The following is a 22302-nucleotide window of genomic DNA, read 5'->3' as shown; positions in this document are numbered from 1 at the left end:
AATGATTGATATGGAAATGTAGAGACGCATTATATGCGTCTTCCGAATGCAGGACCTGCAAATTGATTGCTTACCCGTTCTCATGGGAAACACATATAATGCGTCTTTACTTTGAAAACTTAAAACAATTCCACCAACCGCTCTAAAGCCATTCCTCTTGATCCTTTGATCAGGATAGTTGAATTGGTAATAGGCTGTGCTTTCAAAGCAGCAATGGCATCTTCGGCAGTTTCATAAAACTTGTCCATGGTCCATGGTCCATGGTCCACGGACTGCGAAGCACCTAAAAAATCCTTTCCGATAAAGATGCGTTCATCAACAGCGGTATCCATAGCTTTGCGGATAACAGATGCATGTTCAACAGCCGCTTCCGGCCCCATTTCAAACATATCGCCCAAAATAAGTACCTTCCTTTTTGCTTCAATTTTGCCCACGTTTTCAATGGCTACAAACATGCTGCTTGGGTTGGCATTGTAATAATCGCAAATGAGCGTATTAGTAGCTGTTTGTACAATTTGCGAGCGGTTGTTTTTAGGCTGATAACCCTCGATACCGGCGTTGATTTCATTAGCCGGTAAACCGAGATATGTTCCGATACATATGGCTACTAAAATATTGGGCAGGTTATAAGTACCAGTTAGCTGGGTTTTAACTTGATAGCTGTCGCCGGTTTTATTATTGGTCCACTCCAAAGTAAGTAAGGGAGAGTTTTCCAACAGTTCACCGCTAATGAGATTATCAATGGCATCAGTACCATAATACTTCACATGACGCAAACGACGGGCCGCAGCCATCTCCATTAAAACAGTATCATCGCTATTGATAAAGACAGCACCATCTGTTTTGCTTACTCTCCCTTTAGGGGGCAGGGGGGCAAAATAATCATACAACTCTCCTTTACCCTTCTTTACACCTTCAACTCCGCCAAAACCTTCCAGATGCGCTTTACCAACATTGGTAATTAAGCCAAGCGATGGTTGAGCAATGCTGCAAAGCAGCTCGATCTCTTTTTGGTGATTGGCCCCCATTTCAATAACGGCCACCTCGTGGCTGGCATCAATGGTTAAAATGGTAAGTGGTACACCAATATGGTTATTTAAATTGCCTTGGGTAGCCTGGGTTTTAAAATGCTGCGATAATACGGCATTGATCAGTTCTTTGGTGGTGGTTTTGCCGTTGGTACCTGTAAGTCCGATAACCGGGATGTCAAGCTGACGGCGATGATAACGCGCTAAATCCTGCAAGGTAGTTAAAACATCCTCAACCAATAAATACTGTTCGCCCAGTTGATATTCGGCGTTGTCAATTACCGCGTAAGCTGCACCGGCCTCAACTGCTTTTTGTGCAAAAGTGTTGGCGTCAAACTTATCGCCTTTGAGGGCGAAGAACAGACTGCCAGGCACGATCTTCCGGGTGTCGGTGCTAATTACGGGGTGTTTGAGGTATATATCGTACAGTTGGGTTGTGGTAGTCATGTGTGTTGAACAAATACAATTCAAAAATATGTCATCATTAGCTTGCGCACGTTTGCAACGAGTGCTTAACGTGGCTCGGCGATTGTATCGCCGGGCTTGCGTTTTAAACGCAAGCCCATTTTAAGCGCTCGTTGCAAACGAGCGCAAGATTGTTCTTTCAAACTTAACAAAAATTATTCCCCCTTGTTCATCCAGCCAATTACAGCTTTGATTTCACCGTAGCTGTAATCATCGCCTAAAACTTCTTTTAAGGGCGATAGTCTTTCAGTTCCATAACTTTCAACGGCGTCGGCAATAACAGCGATCTTTTTCTGCGGAACTATTTCGGTGATATCCAGATCGCCGTTTTGTACATAATAACTCAGGTGTGTTTCTATGGTAGCTGTAGTGAACCCGCGCTCAGCAGCTATTTCGGCAACGGTTTTTCCGGAGCGATATAGGTTAAACGTTTCGGCTTTAGTATCATTGCTTCGCGAAGAAGATTTGGTTTGCCCCGGTGATTTCGCCTTCCGCTCCCGTTTAGGCGATTTCTGTTTTATTTTTGAGCCGAGGCCTTTTTCAGCACAATAAATCTTAACCGGTTCAAGCAGTTCGCGACCATAACGGGCCAGTTTAATATCGCCAAAACCAGAAATCATTCGCAGTTCATCCAAACTTTGCGGTAGGTAGGTAGCCATTTCCTGCAGTGTAGCATCGGATATAATAACATAAGCCGGTACATTTTCACCCTCGGCAATGCCCCGCCTAACTTCCCTTAACCGGTTGAATAACGGAATCTCATAAGGCAGGTTTTCTTCATGGTGAACCTCTTCAACTTTTTCTATCTCAATAAACTCAACCTTTTGCCCGCCCTTTAATACGTCGGTGCTCTGCGCGGTAAGTTTTAATACCGGGTATTCATCGCCGGCGGTTTGCAGATAGCCCATACTAATCAACTCGCGGATGTGGTGCTGCCAGTCGGCCTTGCTGATATCTGCACCGATACCGTAGGTTTTTAACTGCTTATGTTCTTCACGGATCTTATCGCTTTTTGATCCCCGCAAAAAATCTATTACATAGTTAGCCCCGAAACGTTCATTTAACCGGGCTACCGCCGAGAGCGCTTTTTGAGCGATCAGCGTGCCATCAAAACGTTTATATTCGGTTAAGCAAACATCGCATGAGCCGCATTTGGCCGGGAATTCTTCGTCGAAGTATTTCATCAGGTATTGCCTGCGGCACGATAGCAGCTGGCAATATTTAACCATATCATTAAGCTTATTAAGCATGATGCGGCTTTGCTGCTCATTGCCTTCTACTTTGGCAAAAGCCTGCAATTTCATTGCATCGCCGGGCGAGTAAAGCAACAATGCTTCCGACGGAAGCCCATCGCGTCCTGCCCTGCCGGTTTCCTGATAGTAACCTTCAATGTTTTTTGGCAGATCGACATGCACCACATAGCGCACGTTTGATTTGTTGATGCCCATGCCGAAAGCGATGGTTGCCACAATGATCTTCAGGTCATCTCGCAAAAATGCTTCCTGATTACGGGCTTTTATTTCGTTACTTAACCCGGCATGGTAGGCTTCTGCAGCAAAGCCTTCATCTTTTAAATCCTCGGCCAATGCCTCGGTAGATTTGCGGGATAGGCAATAAATAATCCCCGACTCATCCTTATGTTCATTTAAAAAGGCGATGAGCTGTTTAAAGCTGTTCTTTTTAGGCGCCACGCGGTAAGTAATATTTGCCCTGTTAAATGAGGATACAAATATTGCCGGCTTATGAAGGTTGAGCTTTTCAAGGATATCTTTTTGCGTAAGCTTATCGGCTGTAGCCGTAAGTGCTATAACCGGCACCGACGGAAACTCTTCCTTAAGCCCGGCAAGCATTAAATACTCAGGCCTGAAATCATGTCCCCAAGAGGAGATACAATGTGCCTCGTCAATAGCTATCTGTGCAACTTTCAGCGTTTTTAAAAAAGGAATAAGCTTACTTTCTTTATTTTCTTTGCTTTCGGCACTGAACAAACGTTCGGGGGCAAGGTAAAGTAGTTTGATCTCATTGTTTCGGAGCCGGTTTACAAGCACCCTCGTTTCCTCGGGATTTAACGACGAATTGAGGAAAGCCGCAGGGATGCCGTTAACGTTCAGGCTATCTACCTGGTCTTTCATCAGCGCAATAAGCGGTGATATTACAATGGTCAGCCCATCGAGCAGAACAGCAGGTAACTGGTAGCACAATGATTTGCCGCCACCGGTAGGCATCAGCGCCATTACATCCTGCCCCTTAAGTATATTTTGAATGATAGCCTCCTGCTCATGCCTGAAGGTACTATAACCAAAGTATTTTTGCAGGGCCTGGATAGGTGTCATGTTTGTTAATTGCAGATATGCAAATGTGCAGATTTCAGATTATAAATGTGCGGATTTCAGATGTGCAAATTTTAGATAATGCGCATCCTATTTGTTTTGTGTTTTTATAAATAAATTCAGTGTATTTTCTAATCATTTACATATCTGCACATCTGAAATTTGCACATCTAACAATTTGCCAATATTTTTCTGCATATTAGCTTATCTCTTTTCTCCTATATATCTATTATTTATTTATGATAAAAAAACATTTACTCCTTTTTGTATTTGTAAGTTTTTTTTGCCCGGCCTTTGCGCAAAAGATCCAATCGCCGCAGGAGTTCCTGGGTTATAAACTGGGTGAGCATTTTACTCCACATTATCGTATCGCCGAATATTTTAGATACGTTGCGTCGGTTTCAAAAAATGTAAAACTTCAGCAGTTTGGTACTACCAACGAGGGCCGGCCTTTACTGGCGATGTTCATCGCTTCTGATGAAAATATTGGCAGGCTGGAAGAGATCCGTCATAATAACCTTAAACTGGCCGGGATTGAAAGCGGTGGCGGCAGCACTGCCATGCCTGTTGTTACCTGGCTAAGCTATAATGTACATGGTAACGAGCCTGCATCAAGCGAAGCTTCGATGTGGACTTTGTTTGACATGGTTGATCCGGCAAATGCTGCTACTAAAGCCTGGCTTAAAAATATGGTTGTTGTTATCGATCCTTGTTTAAACCCCGATGGGCGCGACCGCTATGTTAATTTTTATAATTCGGTAGTTGGCGCTGCGCCAGATCCCAGCCCAACATCGCGCGAGCACGTTGAACCATGGCCGGGAGGCAGGGTAAACCATTTTTATTTTGACCTTAACCGTGATTGGGCCTGGCAGCAGCAAAAAGAAACCCAGGCCCGCGTAGGCTTATACAACCAATGGCTGCCGCAGGTTCATGTTGACTACCATGAGCAGGGTTACAACGCACCTTATTACTTTGCCCCTGCTGCCGAGCCTTACCATAAAGATATTACCCAATGGCAACGCCAGTTCCAGATCACCATTGGTAAAAACAATGCCAAGTACTTTGACCAGAACGGCTGGATGTATTTTACAAAATACGAGTTTGATTTACTGTACCCATCATATGGCGATACTTATCCTTTATACAATGGCTCTATCGGCATGACGTATGAGCAAGGTGGTATCAGTGCCGGTTTGGCTGTGGTTACCCGCAGTGGCGATACCCTTACCTTGGTGCAACGTGTGGCCCATCACCATTCAACAAGTTTAAGCACGCTTGAAATAGCCGCGTTAAATACTCAAAAGCTGTTGGATGAGTATAAAAAGTTTTTTGACAACAGTCGGGCCAATCCCCCGGGCGATTACAAAACCTATGTTATTAAAAACGATAACAATAATAAAATTAACGCGTTGGCAAAAATGCTGGGCCGCAACGGCATCCAGTATGGTTTTGGCTTAGCTAATAAAACCGTTACCGGCTTTAACTATGTTACCCAAAAAACGGAGCAATATAATGTTGGCGCAAACGACCTGGTAGTTAATGCCTATCAGCCTAAAGCAGTATTACTGCATGTGCTTTTGGAGCCCAAAACTTTTATCCCGGACTCTAATACATATGATATTACAGCATGGTCGCTTCCATACGCTTATGGTTTAAAGGCCTATGGGTTAAAAGAATCATTTAAGCCTGCCAGCACCGAGTGGAGTGTTGCTGCACCTAAGCCGCTGGTAAATACCCATGCCTATGCTTATGTATCGGCATGGCAATCGGTTAACGATGTGAAATTTTTGGCCGCTTTGCTTAAAAAGAAGATTAAAGTGCGTTATGCCGAAAAGCCATTTGAAGCAGGGGGCAGGCAATTCACAGCAGGTTCATTAATTGTTACCCGTGCAGGCAACGATCTGGCCGATTTTGACCAGGTGGTTACTCAAACCGCTGCATCACTTAATCAGGAGATCACCCCTATTTCAACAGGCTTTGTTGATAAAGGATCGGATATCGGTTCGGATGCGGTAAGGTATATCCATCAGCCTAAAATAGCATTGATTGCCGGAGATGGTATAAACTCCGAAGCAATGGGTGAGGTTTGGCATTTGTTTGAGGCACAAATTGGATATCCGGTCACTTTAATAAGGTACCAGGATTTAAGTCGCACAAAACTGGGCGAGTTTGACGTAGTGATTTGTCCCGATGGGCGTTATGAAGATTTTCCTTCAGAGAAATTACAGAACTGGATCCGTGATGGCGGTAAGCTGATAGCCGTGGATAATGCTGTATCATTACTGGTTGATAAAAAAGGCTTCCTGATTAAGCATAAGGAAGAGAAAAAAGAAGACAAGGATAAAGAAAAGGACAAGGATAAAACCGTTAAATTATATGGAGATCGCGACCGGTTAGCGCTTAGCGAGTCCATCCCCGGTGCTATTTATAAACTGAACCTTGATAATACACATCCGCTTGGCTTCGGTTTGCCTGATTATTACTATTCGTTAAAGCTGAATGACGATATCTACGATCTTTTTTCGGGCGATGACGGCTGGAACGTGGGCACCATAAAAAAGGATGGCTACGTATCGGGCTTTGTTGGTGCGGAATCAAAAAAGAAGATCAACAATGGCTTGCTGCTTGGCGTACAACCCATGGGGCGTGGTTCGGTAGTTTATATGGTTGATGACCCGCTGTTCCGCAGCTTCTGGGAAAACGGTAAGCTGTTATTCAGTAATGCCGTATTTATGGTGGGACAGTAACCCCCCAGCCCCCTGAAGGGGGAGCAGCGACATCGCTTTAAAAGTAAAGGGCTTGTTCCATTTTGGAAACAAGCCCTTTACTTTTAACTTATAGCCATGCTAATCAAAGGCTCCCCCTTCAGGGGGCTGGGGGGTTAATTATTCCCCTTTACCCTTCCTTTTTCATCATCGGCGCCGCTGCGGTGCTGACGCATTTTGATAGAACTGTTACCAAAGTTATAAGTAAAAGTAAGGCGCATTACCCGGGTATCATTTTTTTGTTTGATAACAAAGTTATTGTTCACCACCTGGCTGCTCAAGTCATTGCGGCGGATGTTGAAGATGTCATCGCATGAAGCTTTGATGTTGAATTTCTTTTCCATGAATGATTTACTGACACCCATATCTACCGAGTAGCGCGGCCTGATCTTGTAAATGCCGTAGGTTAATGATGATTGATAATCGCCGGTTACTTCAAAGCGGTAGCCTGCAAACTTGAATGTTTGTGTTGTACGGCCCTGGAAAGCCCATTGCCCATCATTGAACTTTTGACCAGCAAGGGTATCCGACTTAAAGCCCAGGTAAAACGCGGTTGCGTTAACATTGCCCTCCCACCATTTGGTAATGGTGAATGGTGTGTTGATGTTGACATTGTAACCGGTTTGTGTTTGCAGGTTTTGATGTGTTTCAAATGAACGCTTGCCTTCTGTTAAAATCAGCTCTGTAATAGCATCGGTTGTGTGACTGTAACCAAGGCTTACATTGATAGTTTTATTATAAGTATAATTAAGCTCAAAGTTTTGAGTGTATTGCGGGTTCAGGAACGCATTACCTTGCGAATAAGTGTAAGGGTCAAGGTAATAAACAAAAGGGTTCAGATCGTCATAGCCCGGACGGTCGATACGGCGGCTGTATGAAAAGCTTATCTCGTTTTTATCATTAATGGTTTGGTTAATAAATACGCTTGGGAACAGGTTTAAATAACTCCTCTTAACAGGTGTACTGCCAATCAGGTTACCTGTAGACCGGGTTTGCTCGGCACGTAAGCCTAATTGTACCGAGAATTTTTTGAACTGTTTGTTCAGGTTCAAATATCCGGCGTTGATTTTTTCGGTATAAATAAACCGGTTGGTACGTGTAGTATCATTAATATAAGCACCGTTGCTGAAGATCTGCGCTTGCAGGTCATTATCGGTTTTAACACTGCTGAATTTTACCCCGGCTTCCAGTTTGATGGTTTTGGTAAGCGGTTTGGTGTAGTCAGCTTTACCGGTGTAGATGCTTATGGTTGAAGGTGTTTGGTTACGCAGCATTTGTGGTTCATGCTGTATACTTCCATCAGGTAAAAAATAATCGGTATTGTACATGGCATTGGAGTTGTTTTTGAATTTAGAGTAATCCAAATCAATGCTCAGCTCCTGGCCGTTGGTATCAAGCTTAAGCCTGTCGTTAAGGTTAAGGGCGAAGTTTTTATAGGTTTGCCTGATATCTGATGTAGTGCGCAACGATGAATCGGGTACGCCAAATTGTTTGCCGATAATTGTGCGGTTATCATTCAAGTCTTTTTCGCTGTTTGAATAGCCGCTTACCACAAAACCTATGGTATGTTTTGGGGTTAGGTCATAATCGGCACCTAAACGATAGTTGTTGTAATGGTTGATGCTTGGCAGGCTTGATTTCTGGTTGAAATAAGTTTTATTGCCAAGCGAATCAGTAATGATACGGTCAATGCCAATATCATGGCCGCGTTTGTTATCACCCCTGCTTAATGAGGTAAATACATTGAGATTGCCTTGTTTGTGATTAAGGTTTAGGCTACTGTTATCGCGCCAGTATTTGCTTTTGGCACCACCTACAGTGATACTGCCGTTTGTGCCCGATTGTGTATTCTTTTTTAATTTGATGTTGATGATCCCTGAGTTTCCTGCTGCATCATATTTTGCCGATGGGTTGGTAATGATCTCGATAGATTTAATGGTATTGCCATCAGTTGAACGCAGTAAAGTAGCCAGCTGCGCTGCTGTAAGATAGGTTAGCTTGTCATTGATCATGACAGTTACGCCTTGTTTGCCTTTCAGGCTGATGTTATCGTCCTTATCAACAGTAACGCCCGGTGCACGTTCCAAAATTTCCATGGCTGTGTTGCCAGCTGCAAGTACGCTGTTTTCAACGTTCATTACCGTACGGTCAATTTTACGTTCAATGAGCGGTTTGGTAGCAGTAATAGTTACTCCCTTTAATTCGGTACTGCCTGTCTGCAGGTTCAAAGCCGGAGCTGTAACATGCGGTGTATTTGCAGGCACGGTGAAGCTTTTGCTTACAGCTTTTTGATAGCCAACAACAGTGGCTTTAATAATATAGTTGCCCGCTTTTATGTTGTCAAAAACATAAACACCGGCATCGTTACTTAATGCTCCTTTAACCACGGTTGAATCGGAGGCGCGTAAAAGGCTTACAGTTGCATAGTCAAGTGGTTTGCCCTGCTCGTTAACTAAGGCTCCAGATACCTTGGCGGCAGGCGCGGCCTGCTGGGCAAAGGATACACTACAGCTGATAGCAACAAGCAGCAGTGTATAAAATATGTTGTGTATGATAGCTTTCATTTTTAGTTCGGTTTAAAATTAAGGGCAATACAATGCCACTAAAGGATTGCTCCTTTTTTAAAATTTGCAAATAAGTGTTAGTTGTACCCGGTGTGTTTTATCCGGTTTTTAGGGTTTAGTAGTTATGAGATATAGGCGATTGTTTTCATAGTATTCCTGCTTTTGATTTAAATTGTTGGCAAAACAATCCCACCTGGCTTTTAGGCCATTTTTTAACGATTATTAAATTTATGTTGCCGGATCACCCGGAAATGGTAACTGTGTTGCTTTTTATAGTAAGATGCAAAAACAGGGGTGTTGGTTACAGATTATTTTCACTTTTTAATGCAGGCATTAAATTTTTTGCCATATTCTTAATAATCCGGAAGGTAATTGGCATTTCATTTTGGCGAATAATCTTTGATTTGAGGTTTGTTACCCTGCTGTTTAAAAGCGGGTTACCGCTTGTTTGAAGCAGGAAATAGAAGGGTATAATAAGCCCGCTAAAAATTAGCAGGCTTATATATTTAAAAAGTGTTTTCACAGGGAAATGGTTTATTGTGCTTTTGCTGTATCGGCGGGGCTTGCCGGTAAGGTATCCTGTTCCTGTTTGAGCGCCTTTAGGCTATCTGCTTTGAATTTGGCTGCCTTTATCGGGTCAACTTTGCATTCCAGCCCATTGGTGGTCATGATATAGGTGGCTGTGGTAATGCCATCACCATCGCTTTTGCACTCATATATGTTAAAGTTGATGTTACGGTCGAGTTTTTGATCAATGATGATCTTAGCGTTAAGCGGTACTTTTAGGGTTAGATGTAATTCCTGCCCGCGCCATAAAAAGCCTTTAGGCATTTCCAGGTGACGATCGAAATTTAAAACAGAATCTTTTTGCTCAAAACGATAGGAAGCGCTGCGGGCGTTGATCAAGGCTTCCTCAAGGTTGCTGCCACGGGCGCTGAAGGTTTCGACCAGTACAGGTTGCGGCACATCGCTTTTTTCGATATCGATAGTAACATTACGGTTTGGCATATCATTGCCATTAAAATCGTCATCTAAAATGATCATGCCTTTAAAGCGTTCATTTATTTTAAGGCGGGTGCTATCCTCATTGCTTAAATACTTGGTGTCATTCAGCTGTAGGTAATACGTGTTGTTTGTAGTTGGCTTAAGTTTAACTGTTTGCGTAAACTTACCACCCTCACGGAAGCTGGCCGCTGTTTTTACGCCATAGTATGAAACCGCGCCCAGCGAGGCCAACCAGATACATAATAAGGTAGTACCAATTGAACGGTTAAATGAAGCTTTTTTAAACAGGAAGCCTATCGTTGATAAAATAATAGCTAATAAAGGTATAGATAACACTAAAAAGCCGCTCGCCATGAAAATACCATTAGCCTGGTGATTAGTGATGTTGAATGGGAACAGGTTATAGATTCCCATATTACCTGCGGCAAATAAACCGATAAGCGAAACTATGAGCGCTATGGTCATGCCAAGGCAGGTTAATAAAATGGCTGCGGCTAATAGTTTACCCAGTAAACTGCCCGTACCTCTTAAAAAGGCGCCAAGATGTTCAAAGATATCGCTGATCAGATCGCGCACCTGGTAAATGAACGGTTTGGCTTCATGCTTAAAGTTTTGAAGGTTTTCGCGTACAGTGCTCAACTCTTCTTCAAAGTTCTTTTTAAAACCCTTCAAATCCTGCTTTTCACCCTTCATAGCCATACGGTCGGCACGGGTTATGGCTTTCGGCACAACCATCCATAATATAATATATATAACAAGGCCCATGGCGGCAAAAGGCACTAGGATAACAAAGGCCAACCTTACCCAGGCCGGGTTAATGTCAAAATAATTGGCAATGCCGGCGCATACACCACTGATGAGGTGATCGTCCGGATCGCGGAAAAGCCTGCGGCGTTCGGTATTGTACTCAAACGGATTGCCACCTGCAGTTTTGGCGTCGGTTTCGGCGGTTTCAAAATCCTGTACGCTGCCCATTTGTTCTGTAACTTCCTTAACGTCGGTCTCAACAATAACTTGTTTGGCGTCTCGTGCCAGGATCTCGTTAAACATTTCGGCAATGCGGTTTTCAATGTCGGTTGTGATCTCCAGGCTATCGGCCGAAGTAGAAAAATGACGCTTTACATCCGTCATATAGTTCTTCAACACTTCGTAGGCATCTTCTTCAATGTGAAAAACCATGCCGTTTATATTTATGATAATTGTTTTGTTCATGATTATAATGAGTTTGTAGGTTTTTCTATTTTCTATCGCCGATAGCTGTTTGAACAGCAAATACCAGCTCCTGCCAGGTTTTATCTAATTGTTCAAGTACGGCACGGCCTTCGTCCGAGAGCACATAGTACTTTCGGGGCGGCCCTGAAATTGACTCCACCCAGTTATAGGTGAGCAGTCCGTTATTTTTTAAACGGGTTAAAAGAGGATACAGAGTACCCTCAACTACAAGCAGTTGGGCTTTCTTAAGTTCAGCAATTATGTCTGATGCATATGTTTCGCCCTTAGCTATGATGGAGAGGATGCAATACTCCAGTATGCCTTTCCTCATTTGGGTTTGGGTGTTTTCGACGATCATAATACAAAGATATATGTTTTAGATTGTATTATGCAATACATAGTACTATAATTATTATTCTTTTAGCTGAAACTTGGCTTTTTGAAAAAAAAATGACGTTTTCAAAGAAATTACTTGACTTTTTGATAACGTAACATTACTTTTATGATTAATTAACTATTAACTGATCTTATTATTAACGAAATGAAAAAACTTCTACTCGTAAGTTTGTGCTTACTTGTGTTGTCCATGACGCAAGTATTCGCGCAAAATCGTACAGTTACTGGTACAGTTACGGCCAAAGATGACGGCCTTCCCATCCCTGGGGTAACAGTAAAAGTAAAGGGTTCAACAATCGGGACCCAAACCAACGCAGCCGGTAAATTTTCTCTAAGTATCCCGGAAAATGCGGTCCTTGTTTTCTCTTTTATCAGCTACGAAAGCCAGGAAATCTCTTCAGTTCAGCGTTCTACTTTCAATGTTGTGTTGGTTAGCGCCAGCAGGCAGTTAGGTGAGGTTGTTGTGCAGGCGGCTTACGGCGTTCAAAAGCAAGCACGTGCGGTTGGTTATGCTTCAACTACTGTTGACAGCAAATTATTAACCGAATCAAAAGTAACCAACATTGCTAACGGCTTAACCGGTAAAGTAGCCGGTTTGCAGATCAACACTGTGAATAACGGTGTTAACCCCGACGTTCGTATCGTGTTACGTGGTAACAGAAGTATCAACGGTAACAACCAGGCTTTGGTTGTTGTTGACGGTACGCCGGTATCAAGCAACTTCCTTAACCAGATCAACCCTAACGATATTGATAACGTTACTGTACTGAAAGGTGCAGGCGCGTCAGCAATCTATGGTTCTGAAGGTTCAAACGGTGTGCTTTTGGTAACTACCAAACGTGGTTCTGGTGTTCCAACCATTACTTACAGTAACACTACTCAAATCGAAAACTTCTCTTACTTCCCTAAATTACAAAGGCAATTTGGTGGTGGCGCAGGTGAGGTGATCGATCCTAACACTGGTTTCTACGGTTATGTTCCTTACGAAAACCAGTCTTACGGTCCTAAATACGATGGCTCTACTGTAGATATCGGTTTACCAACAGCAGATGGCAGCCAGCAAAAAGGTGTTTATGCTTCAACAGGCAAAGATCCTCGTATGGCTTTTTTTGATACCGGTTTAACCGAGCAAAATGATATTTCGTATTCAACAGGTGATGCAAATAGTAGTTTTTACATGTCTGCTCAGGATGTTTATACTAAAGGTGTAGTTCCGAATGATAGGAATCGTAGAACAGGTCTTAGAGTGGCGGCTATGAGAAAATTCGGTATCTTCAAAACCGATTATTCAATTGGTTACACCCGTACAAATACTAACGTAGCAGGTCCCGACTTTTTCCAGGGAAGAGGTGTTTATTGGAACGTACTTAACCAGCAAGCTAACGTTGACTTAAGGAAATATCAAAACCTTACTGATAAATATTCTGATGTAAACGGTTACTATAACTCTTATTATCCAAACCCTTACTGGCAAACAGTAAACTCACGCCAGGTAACCAGGAAAGACGCGTTAGTAGGTAACGTTACTTTCTCGGTTTCTCCAACCAAATGGTTTGATGCTTCTTATAAAGTGTCTGCATCTTACGGATGGCAACAATATAGGGCTACCAACGCCGAAGTTGATTTTAGTCCGTATGCATTAAGCGATCCGGGAGGTACCCACAATATCGCTTCTCAGGTTAAATTTAAACCAGGTAGCGTAGCCGATGCTGATTATTTTGGCGATGGTGGTAATGGTTACTCTCGTTTACAAGGTGACTTTTTCTTAACCTTTAAACACAAAATCGGTGATTTTGCCGGCAACTTATTATTAGGAAATTCAATCAATACGCAATATGTTAAGTACGTATCAAACGGCTCCAACAACTTGCTTATTAAAGATTTCTATAACTTAAGCTACAGAACAGGTGAGCCATTGGCGGGGGAAGGCGAATTCAGGAAAAACCTTATCGGTTTATTTGCTGATTTGAACTTATCTTACAAAGATTGGGCATTTTTAGAGGTAACCGGTCGTAATGACTGGAGCTCTTTACTTTCAAGTGCAAATCGCTCATTCTTCTATCCATCAGCTAAATTAACTGTTGTTTTAACCGATGCTATCCCTGCATTGAAAGACAACAAATGGTTATCATATGCCAAAGTAAGAGGAAGCTATAGTAAAGTTGGTCAGGTAAATATTGATCCATACTCATTACAAAATGTATTTGCAAGTACTTTAGGTGCCCCATTCGGTTCAACACCGGCGCTTTCATTAAGCTCAAAATTGAATAACCCTAACCTTAAACCAGAGCTTTCATACGAGCAGGAATATGGTTTGGAGTTAGGCTTCCTCGACAACCGTTTTTACCTTGCGTCAACTTACTATAATACACACACTAAAAACCAAACATTCCCTGTAGCTATTTCTCCTGCTTCTGGTTATTCATCAGCAGTACAAAACTTAGGTGAAGTACAAAACAAAGGCTTTGAGTTTGAAGTAAAAGGCTCGTTGATCAAATCAACTGACTTTTCATGGGATTTAGGTGGTAACTTAGCTTTATTGCGTAACAAAGTATTATCCTTACAAGAAGGCACTACCGAATTCCAGTTATTATATAACAGTGGTGCTGCAAGTAATAGCTATGCTATTGTTGGTCAGCCATTCCCTTATATTAAAGGTTCTGACCTGGTACGTGATCCTCAGGGCCATGTTATTATCGACGCTTCAACCGGCTTACCAAGTTTAACCGCAGGTGTAGTGCCTTTGGGTAATGCTGCTCCAAAAACAATTTTGGGTGTTAATACAGCAGTGAGGTATAAATTCATTACATTATCGGCCGTTGCTGAATATCGTGGTGGTTACTTTATCAATAACATAGTAGGTCAGGCCTTAAACTTTACAGGTACTTCTTATGTATCTGCAACTGCCGGCCGTCAGCGTTTTATTTATCCTAACTCAGTTATTCAAACAGGTCCTAATACTTATGTTCCTAATACCAGTATTTCAATTCCTGATGGTAACTCTGGCTTCTGGACAAGCTCTGCATATTACAATGCTACCAGTACTTATGTAAACAGCGCTGCATTCTGGAAATTAAGGGAGGTTGCTTTAAACTTTGATTTAACCCGTTTCATCAAAGGTCAAAAGGTTATTAAAGGCTTGCAATTTGGCTTAGTGGGTCGTAACTTGTTATTGTTCAGGCCTAAGAGCAACCCATGGACAGATCCTGAGTATAGCATAGATAATTCGAATGCTGTAGGTACAACCAACGAAAATCAAACGCCGCCTACCAGGATCTACGGTGCTAACCTTACAGTTAAATTTTAATTTGTATAATCATGAAAAAATATATAGCATATTCACTGATTTTACTTACTGCCACGCTTAGCAGTTGTAAGAAAAGTTTTCTTGACCAAACCGTAAACCCTAACCAGCCAACTGTTGCTACACCTGCGTTAGTATTAACCGGTGCATTAACAACAACGGCCCGTAACATCAATACAGGTTTTACGCTTGAAGGGTATTTGATGGGGTATTGGTCGCCGGCTGCGGGTTACGCTCCAAGCAACTCATTGCTTACCTATAACTACACCACAGCCGATTACCAGGTATTTACTCCGTATTACCTGAACCTGGCTAACTACGATTATATCATTAAACAGGCATCTGCAGATAAGTCGCAGGTTTATTATGTAGCTATCGCACAAGTTATGGAGGCCTATAACTTCCAGATTTTGGTTGATAATTATAATAATGTTCCTTATAGCGATGCTTTTCAAGGGGCAAAAGGACTTACCCCTAAATATGACAAGGGTACAGATATCTATAAAAGCCTGATCGCAAAAGTTGATGCAGCTATTGCCGCTATAAACGGTGCCGACGCCTCTGTTGCAGTAACGCCTAAAGCTTCGGAAGACGTAATGTTTAAAGGTGATATGACCAAATGGAAAAAGTTTGCCAATACCTTAAAGCTACGTTTGGTAATGAGGCAGGTTCCAAATGTTATAGATGCGGCGGCAGCCAAAACTTTGATGGCCAATAACTTATCAGAAGGGTTCCTTGGAGCTGGTGAAGATGCTACTGTAAACCCAGGTTACACTAATATTGATTCTAAGCAAAGCCCTTTCTGGGAACGATATGGCGCTAACCAGGCTGGCTCTAACGCTGCACCGAATATTACTGCCGGAGATTTTGCCGTTAAATTCCTTAACAACAATAATGACCCAAGAGCTACTGCATTTTACCAGCCACTTTCAAATGGTAGTGTAGTGGGTAACGTGTTTGGTACACTTGTTCCAGTCACCGCAAGTAATATTGGTAGGGTTGATCTTTATGGAAGCAATGCCTCTAATAATATAGGTTTGTTGAAAAACCCATCTATGAACGCCGTGGTTCTTTCTGCTGCTGAAGCCTTATTTTTACAGGCAGAAGGGGTTCAACGAGGAATTATTACTTCCAGCCTTAGCGCTCAGGCTCTTTACGAGGCAGGTATCACCGCATCATTTGTTTATGCAGGTTTGACCGCAGCTCAGGCTACTACCTATTATCAACAGGCTACTACAAACGTTGGATGGAATTCGTCAACCGATAAAATTCAGGCAATCATTGTTCAAAAATGGGTTTCATTAAATGGTTATGGTAACCTTGAAGCTTACAACGAATATAGAAGAACTGGTTTTCCTAACCCTCCGGTTTCAATTTATACAGGTGTAACTACTAAAGTTATACCAAGCAGAATCCTTTATCCTTCTTCTGAGTATTCTCAAAACGCTGTTAATGTTCAGGCGCAGGGAAGTATAAATCAATTTACGTCGAAAATATTTTGGGCGAAATATTAAACTGACTTTTAATCTAAAAAGAAATGAAAAAGAAATATATAACCCTATACTCGGTACTGGCTTTTCTGACTGTGCTTTTTAGCTCATGTCTGAAAAATGAAGCTAACTACACAGATTTTAGTAAAGTAGGAGCTTTAGTGGAGTTGCCATTATCTGCATACACGGGTGCTGGAAAACTTACACCTGTAGCATTGCCTATACAAGCCGCGGCACAACCTATTTCTATAGTTGTTAACCTTGCGGCGCCACAACCACTTAAAAGCAATCTAACGGTAACTTTAGCATTAGATCCGGCTGCATTGAAAGCTTACAACGATAAGAATATAGCTCAATACAAAGCTGATAGTACTGCAGCAGCTAACGATGCTACAGGCGGTACTGCAGAGCCAACTTATCCTACAATTTATACAATGCTGCCATCAACTTTTTTTACGTTGAGCGCTCTTACCGCGGTGATTCCAGCTAATCAAAATACTGCTTCAATCACTGCAAATGTTGTTACTAAAGATTTTGACTTATCTGCTAATTATGTTTTGCCTATTAGTATTACTGACGCAAGCGGTCAAAAAATCAGCAACTATAAAACAATCTTATTTAACGTACAGGCAAAAAATAAATATGATGGTGTATACACCGTTACCGGTACGTTGAGTGATGCTAACGTCGGAACTATTACGGGTAAATATCCATTGACAGGCGTGTATCTGAAGACACAAAGCGCTACAACCGCGGTGATGTTTGATCCAGGATTGAACGGTGGTACTTACGGACACCAGATACTGAACAATGGTGCCGGAAGTTACTACGGTAATTTTGCCCCTATTTTCACATTTGGTGCTAATGATGTAATTACTACCGTAACAAATTATTATGGGCAGGGTACTAACTCTTCATCAAGAGCTGCTCAACTTGCAACCGGAAGCACTCCAACAGCAACAGGTACTCCTGGAACTACCGGATTTTCTTTCACTGTTAAATATATTATGGTACAAGGTGGTAGTCCAAGAACAACTATAACCGAAACTTGGAAATACACAGGCGCAAGACCGTAAGAATATTATTATTTCAAACTTTTACAAGCCTCACATTTTGTGGGGCTTGTTTGTTTAAACAACAACAATTGAATTTTTATATTTGATAATATCATCCTATTTTAAAGCATCTATAACTAAAATAAAATATGAAAGCAATCCTAACCTCAACGCTGGCCTTATTTATTGGCGCTAACAGCTTTGCACAATCACAAAACATTAAAGGTGTAGTAAATGATCAGCAGGGTGAACATGTGCCCTATGCTTTTTTGGTTGACGTGGAACATAAGAATGCTACTTATGCTGACTCAACCGGAGCGTTCAACATGCAGGTCGCTCCTGAGGCAAAAATCGTTGTAATTGCCGGTGGCCATAAAGAATATACGTTTAGTCCGGACAATAAAGCCAATTATAACATTGTTTTAGAAGGAAAAAATGAGGGAGCAAATAGCGATACAAAAATCAAAAGGTCTATAGTTCAAAATTTTGATACGTTCAATTCACGGGTTAACACCATGAACGCGACCGGAAATGGTACTGTATCAGTGACTACGCGTCAGGAAGCTACTCAGGGCAGCAGGTATTTATATGATTATTGGGTACACGGTTATGTGATCAGTGCTGCTGACTCAATAGTGCAAAACACGCATTACCTGTTTAACTACGACAAGATGAATGGCAGCTTAATGGTGAACAAAGACAATAACACCGTGCTTCAGATAGACGGTAACAGCTTTAAATCATTCGTATTGTTTGATAAACAGGTTAGCAACCATGTTTTTGTGAAGGTGCCTGCTATTTCGCTACAACGCTATGTTGAAGTCATTGCTGATGGCCCTAAATACAAAATATATAAAGATGTTGCTACCAAATTCCATAAGGCCGATTTTTCGACAAATGGCATTGCCTCAACAGGAAATAACTACGATGAGTATATAGATCAGAATTTTTATTATGTTATTAAAGATGGCGGACAACCTGTTAAACTTCAATTGAAAAAGAAGGCGCTTAAAGAAGCCTTTGCGGCTGATGCCGATAAATTGAACAAGTTTATGTCGGCCGCCGGTTCCGGTGATATTGACGAGAATTATGTGAAGCAGTTGGGACAGGCAATGAATAAGTAATTATTTTCTCTATTATAATAAAGCCCGGGTCATATATGTGAACCGGGCTTTGTGTTTTTTTTAAGAAGTTCTTCTATGGTTTAATTCTGAGTTTATTAATCAGATATATAAACTATGAGATATCCAGATTGCCATTAAATACAAATGATGTACCGTTTGCTCTATAAATGGTTACGGAAACATGATATATAGTTCCTCCTACTAAACTATAAGTCCCTGAGCCAAAACCACCAGACATGCCTTGTTCAATGCCTTCTTTAAATACTTTAGTAATAGAAATGTTACCGTTAGTCCCATAAACATCATATACAATAGTATTATCCGCAGGATCCGGAACCGCACCTACAAATTTAGGTGCCTGGGGCGTAGCCGGTGTTGGAGTAGGGTAACTTATAGAAGCTAAAGCCCAATGTGAGCCGGTTGTCACCCTTATGAGTTTGCCTGTAACAGTCACATAGCCTCCCATTCCACTTGTATACGAGTCTTTTATATAATCCGATGCTAAAGGAACCTGGCCCTGGCCGCCAAGTTTTTCGTAATTGTCACGGGCCTTCATGTAATTATCAACGTCCTTTTGAAAAGCCTGGAGATCAGGCAAAGCTATTGTGCCTATTGATAAAATAAAGAAGTCCTGTCCGGCTGAAACGCTTGATGAAATCATATTGCCATTACTATAAACGCCATACGACGCATCTAAGCCGGGTATTCCGTTTACTAACGTAGGATACGCCGTCTGGTTCCAAACAGGTGTACCTATCATTTTTACTTCCGCTCCTGACCATACACCTTTATAGGTGTCAAAGTTCTCTCCGGGTTGTCTTGGCTGTAGTGTTAAATCGGCATAAGTGTAGGTTGGTTGTGTGGTATTCACCTTAGTGCTTTTGCCTTTACCGCTTTCATCATTAACGGATTTAAAAGAGTCCTTCTGGCATGAACTAAAACCTGCAAGTATTAGCAGCATGCCCCATAATAATTGTTTTTTCATATTGATTTGTGATATATTTTTTATAAATATATGATATCAATATGTTTCGTAGCAATAGGTGTTTTAACGGTATTTGATAAATATTTAATTGATAATAGCGGAGATGGTTGCTTTAATATTAAATTAATGTAATTATTTTTTATCAACACTATATTTCCCCGGCCCAATAAATATTAAACCGGCAAACGTAACAGCATCTTCAATGGCATGAGCGGCACCGCCCAGCCCGTCGCCGGTACCCAGGTGCATTAAGGCCGCAACTATAAGGTTGATAAGCATCAGGATACAAACCGGCCTGAATGCCAGCCCGATGATAAGCAGGAAACCTCCAAAACATTCTGTAACAGCTGCAAGTAATCCCCAAACCACCGGCCAGAAATGGATTCCTACATATTTCATTGATTCGCCAATATCTTTCCAGTTTTGGGTACCACCCATCAGTTTGGGATAGCCATGATAGATAAACATAATACCCAACCCGATGCGGATGACCAGAAGTCCAAGATTTTTGTAATTGCTTAAATTGCCTAAAAGTGCCATTTAAAGATATTTTGTTGATATGAGGGCTTAAGGTAATAAAAATGTTGGAGGGTAGTAAAATATGGGACTTAATTCCCAGGGAAATCGCGTTTAAAATAATTCGATCTGTTTTACTAATCTCATACTGAGAAATTTTTACACTAATGCATTGCAAGTTCTCTACAATTAATCGAATTACACGAATCTTAACTTAATTCAATTCGTGTAATTTGATTAATACGTAAAAATTAGTGTCAAAATTTCTCAGTTATTGTTTTTCAATCCACATGTGGTTAAAAGCGATTTCCCTGACTTAATTCCGTTTTTGAACGGACATAAGCTTCTTAATGGGAGCTACGCAATTCTGCGCTTTTTCTTCCTTAAGTTAACGGCTACCCGGCTCCGGTTTATCAACGAATTAGGTAACCCTGTTGGCTTGTTAAAAGGTTGATTTTTAATGATTTGTATATTAAAAATCGAAATTGTGTTAACTCTGTTAACCCCCTTTTAGCCCCCGAGTTAACGGCTATGTACTCGCATAAAAAGAATCGTGCTTCCCTGCTTTTTTGATTGTGGCTCATAGCCGGTGCTTCTCAATCTACCATATTCAAACTATTGTGCTTATATTACTATCACTAAACAACCCGTATGAAAGCAAGCCTTATTTTATCCTTATGTGTTTTTTCGTTACAAGCATTGGCGCAAAAAAACCCGCTGCGCCAGCATGTAAATGCTAAAGCCGATGCCTTGCAGGAGCAGGTAACAACCTGGCGGCGTGATTTTCATGAACATCCCGAACTGGGTAACCATGAGGTACGCACTTCGGCCATTATCGCCAAACATTTACAATCATTAGGTATTGAGGTAAAAACCGGCATAGCCACTACCGGTGTGGTTGGGGTGTTGAAAGGCGGGCATCCGGGCCCGGTTGTGGCTTTGAGGGCGGATATGGACGGGTTGCCGGTTATTGAGCGTACGCCTGTGCCGTTTGCATCTAAAGTAAAAACTACTTATAACGGACAGGAGGTTGGCGTGATGCATGCCTGCGGGCACGATTCGCACATGGCCATACTGATGGCGGTTGCGCAGGTGCTATCGTCAATGAAAGCAGACTTGCACGGAACCGTAAAATTCATTTTTCAACCCGCCGAAGAGGGCGTTGAACCCGGTCAAAAAGGCGGGGCAGAGCAAATGGTAAAAGAGGGCGTGCTGGAAAACCCCAAAGTTGACGTGGTTTTCGGGCTGCACATTAATTCGCAAACGGAGGTTGGCAAAATAACCTACCGGCCGGGCGGTACAATGGCCGGGGTTAATGATATGCAGATCATCGTAAAAGGGCGGTCGGCCCACGGGGCTTATCCATGGTCGAGTGTTGACCCTATCGTAACCTCGGCCCAGATCATCAATAACCTGCAAACCATAGTGAGCCGCAATATCAATGTAACCGAAAACCCGGCAGTGGTAACTATAGGTGCTATAAAAGGCGGTAACCGCTCAAACATCATCCCCGAATCGGTTGAAATGCTGGGTACCCTCCGCTCCTTCACCCCTGCTGACGAAAAAATGCTGGTTACCAGGGTAACCGAAATTGCCACCAAAACAGCCGAAGCGCAGGGAGCAACAGCTACGGTAAAAATACCCTACAGCAACCACTATCCTGTAACTTATAACGACCCTGAGCTCACTCAAAAAATGCTGCCAAGCCTGCAGCAAACTGCCGGCGTTGCTAACGTACTATTACGCCCGCCGGTAACCGGTGCCGAAGATTTTAGCTTTTACCAGGAAAAGGTACCGGGCTTGTTCATATTTTTGGGCGGTATGCCAAAGGGGGGCGATCCGCTGAAAGCACCATCGCACCATACACCCGATTTTTATATTGATGAAAGCGGCTTTAGTTTAGGTGTAAAAGCCTTGTGTAATATGACCATTGATTACATGAACAACAAGAAATAAGTATTCAGTATCCGATAGTTCTTTTTAATTGCAGCTGAAACAATAGCGATCAAAAAGTATTTTTACAACGGCTTATTCGTATATTGAACGGCTTTAATAGCATAGTG

General features: G+C 42.1%; 13 protein-coding genes. 6 read left to right on the top strand and 7 right to left on the bottom strand.

Annotation, left to right across the window (positions count from 1 at the left end):
- Positions 1-119: 119 nt before the first annotated feature.
- The gene (gene murF / locus ABID99_RS24730; RefSeq protein ID WP_373615429.1) at positions 120-1475 is read right to left on the bottom strand and encodes a UDP-N-acetylmuramoyl-tripeptide--D-alanyl-D-alanine ligase; all 1356 of its coding nucleotides are present in this window, start codon (positions 1473-1475) and stop codon (positions 120-122) included.
- Positions 1476-1648: 173 nt separating this feature from the next.
- Positions 1649-3826: a DNA helicase RecQ gene (gene recQ / locus ABID99_RS24725; protein ID WP_373615428.1), complete on the bottom strand. Its 2178-nt coding sequence runs from the start codon at positions 3824-3826 to the stop codon at positions 1649-1651.
- Positions 3827-4062: 236 nt separating this feature from the next.
- Between recQ and ABID99_RS24720 the strand changes: the two genes are divergently transcribed.
- On the top strand, positions 4063-6570 hold the full coding sequence (locus tag ABID99_RS24720) for a M14 metallopeptidase family protein (RefSeq protein ID WP_373615427.1): 2508 nt from the start codon (positions 4063-4065) through the stop codon (positions 6568-6570).
- 134 nt (positions 6571-6704) lie between these two features.
- Here the strand turns inward: ABID99_RS24720 and ABID99_RS24715 are convergent, their stop codons facing one another.
- The 3 genes from ABID99_RS24715 to ABID99_RS24705 all read right to left on the bottom strand — a co-directional run bounded on the left by ABID99_RS24715 (position 6705) and on the right by ABID99_RS24705 (position 11727).
- Positions 6705-9152 (bottom strand): outer membrane beta-barrel family protein, encoded by a 2448-nt coding sequence (locus ABID99_RS24715; RefSeq protein ID WP_090532194.1) that lies wholly within the window; start codon positions 9150-9152, stop codon positions 6705-6707.
- A 534-nt stretch (positions 9153-9686) separates the two neighbouring features.
- Positions 9687-11369, bottom strand: a complete 1683-nt coding sequence (locus ABID99_RS24710) for a PspC domain-containing protein (protein ID WP_090532191.1) — start codon at positions 11367-11369, stop codon at positions 9687-9689.
- 25 nt (positions 11370-11394) lie between these two features.
- A complete protein-coding gene (locus ABID99_RS24705; protein ID WP_090532189.1) occupies positions 11395-11727 on the bottom strand; it encodes a PadR family transcriptional regulator in 333 nt (110 codons plus the stop codon).
- A 183-nt stretch (positions 11728-11910) separates the two neighbouring features.
- On the opposite strand from ABID99_RS24705, the gene ABID99_RS24700 reads away from it, so the two are divergent.
- The 4 genes from ABID99_RS24700 to ABID99_RS24685 all read left to right on the top strand — a co-directional run bounded on the left by ABID99_RS24700 (position 11911) and on the right by ABID99_RS24685 (position 18738).
- Entirely contained in the window at positions 11911-15072 is a 3162-nt protein-coding gene (locus ABID99_RS24700) for a SusC/RagA family TonB-linked outer membrane protein (RefSeq protein ID WP_090532188.1), read from the top strand.
- Positions 15073-15083: 11 nt separating this feature from the next.
- Entirely contained in the window at positions 15084-16583 is a 1500-nt protein-coding gene (locus ABID99_RS24695) for a SusD/RagB family nutrient-binding outer membrane lipoprotein (protein WP_090532186.1), read from the top strand.
- A gap of 23 nt (positions 16584-16606) precedes the next feature.
- Positions 16607-17635, top strand: coding sequence for a DUF1735 domain-containing protein (locus ABID99_RS24690; protein WP_090532184.1), 1029 nt, complete (start codon positions 16607-16609; stop codon positions 17633-17635).
- 128 nt (positions 17636-17763) lie between these two features.
- Positions 17764-18738, top strand: coding sequence for a hypothetical protein (locus tag ABID99_RS24685; protein ID WP_373615426.1), 975 nt, complete (start codon positions 17764-17766; stop codon positions 18736-18738).
- 112 nt (positions 18739-18850) lie between these two features.
- Here the strand turns inward: ABID99_RS24685 and ABID99_RS24680 are convergent, their stop codons facing one another.
- Positions 18851-19723: a hypothetical protein gene (locus tag ABID99_RS24680; RefSeq protein ID WP_373615425.1), complete on the bottom strand. Its 873-nt coding sequence runs from the start codon at positions 19721-19723 to the stop codon at positions 18851-18853.
- Between the two features lie 132 nt (positions 19724-19855).
- Entirely contained in the window at positions 19856-20263 is a 408-nt protein-coding gene (locus ABID99_RS24675; RefSeq protein ID WP_090532177.1) for a DoxX family protein, read from the bottom strand.
- Positions 20264-20890: 627 nt separating this feature from the next.
- On the opposite strand from ABID99_RS24675, the gene ABID99_RS24670 reads away from it, so the two are divergent.
- Positions 20891-22195, top strand: coding sequence for an amidohydrolase (locus tag ABID99_RS24670; protein ID WP_373615424.1), 1305 nt, complete (start codon positions 20891-20893; stop codon positions 22193-22195).
- Positions 22196-22302 lie beyond the last annotated feature (107 nt).

The organism is Mucilaginibacter sp. OAE612 (genome assembly GCF_041806395.1).
Lineage (GTDB): Bacteria > Bacteroidota > Bacteroidia > Sphingobacteriales > Sphingobacteriaceae > Mucilaginibacter > Mucilaginibacter rubeus.
Note: the sequence above shows the minus strand (reverse complement) of the source record. Positions and strands in the feature narration are given on the sequence as shown.

Coding starts and splice junctions, on each gene's coding strand:
- murF (WP_373615429.1), bottom strand. CDS start 1,475: ATGACTACCACAACCCAACTGTACGATATATACCTCAAACACCCCGTA.
- recQ (WP_373615428.1), bottom strand. CDS start 3,826: ATGACACCTATCCAGGCCCTGCAAAAATACTTTGGTTATAGTACCTTC.
- ABID99_RS24720 (WP_373615427.1), top strand. CDS start 4,063: ATGATAAAAAAACATTTACTCCTTTTTGTATTTGTAAGTTTTTTTTGC.
- ABID99_RS24715 (WP_090532194.1), bottom strand. CDS start 9,152: ATGAAAGCTATCATACACAACATATTTTATACACTGCTGCTTGTTGCT.
- ABID99_RS24710 (WP_090532191.1), bottom strand. CDS start 11,369: ATGAACAAAACAATTATCATAAATATAAACGGCATGGTTTTTCACATT.
- ABID99_RS24705 (WP_090532189.1), bottom strand. CDS start 11,727: ATGATCGTCGAAAACACCCAAACCCAAATGAGGAAAGGCATACTGGAG.
- ABID99_RS24700 (WP_090532188.1), top strand. CDS start 11,911: ATGAAAAAACTTCTACTCGTAAGTTTGTGCTTACTTGTGTTGTCCATG.
- ABID99_RS24695 (WP_090532186.1), top strand. CDS start 15,084: ATGAAAAAATATATAGCATATTCACTGATTTTACTTACTGCCACGCTT.
- ABID99_RS24690 (WP_090532184.1), top strand. CDS start 16,607: ATGAAAAAGAAATATATAACCCTATACTCGGTACTGGCTTTTCTGACT.
- ABID99_RS24685 (WP_373615426.1), top strand. CDS start 17,764: ATGAAAGCAATCCTAACCTCAACGCTGGCCTTATTTATTGGCGCTAAC.
- ABID99_RS24680 (WP_373615425.1), bottom strand. CDS start 19,723: ATGAAAAAACAATTATTATGGGGCATGCTGCTAATACTTGCAGGTTTT.
- ABID99_RS24675 (WP_090532177.1), bottom strand. CDS start 20,263: ATGGCACTTTTAGGCAATTTAAGCAATTACAAAAATCTTGGACTTCTG.
- ABID99_RS24670 (WP_373615424.1), top strand. CDS start 20,891: ATGAAAGCAAGCCTTATTTTATCCTTATGTGTTTTTTCGTTACAAGCA.